This window comes from Marinitoga arctica, assembly GCF_054657315.1.
In genome coordinates this window covers 1-211 of record NZ_BAAHYY010000111.1, presented here as the reverse complement: position 1 = coordinate 211, position 211 = coordinate 1, and the positions used below count along the sequence as shown (strand labels likewise).

Annotated in this window: 1 pseudogene; it reads right to left on the bottom strand. The window is 21.8% G+C overall.

Features of this window, described 5'->3' with window-relative positions:
* A pseudogene (locus tag ACYQ44_RS10580) lies at positions 1 to 211 on the bottom strand (oligosaccharide flippase family protein); the annotation flags it as partial.

Sequence of the window (211 nt, the reverse complement as noted above, 5' to 3'; positions counted from 1 at the left end):
TTACATTTAATGCATGAAAAAATAATAAGAAAAAATATGAGATAAGTGTTGTTATTGCTGCTATTTCATATCCAAATTTTGGTATTAATAAAACATTTAATATTATATTTATTGTTCCTGCTAATAATGTCCCTAATGAAATTGCTCCTGTTTTTTTGTAAAAAAAAGCAAAATTGACATAAATTGTATATAAGAATTGCATGTAATAAGA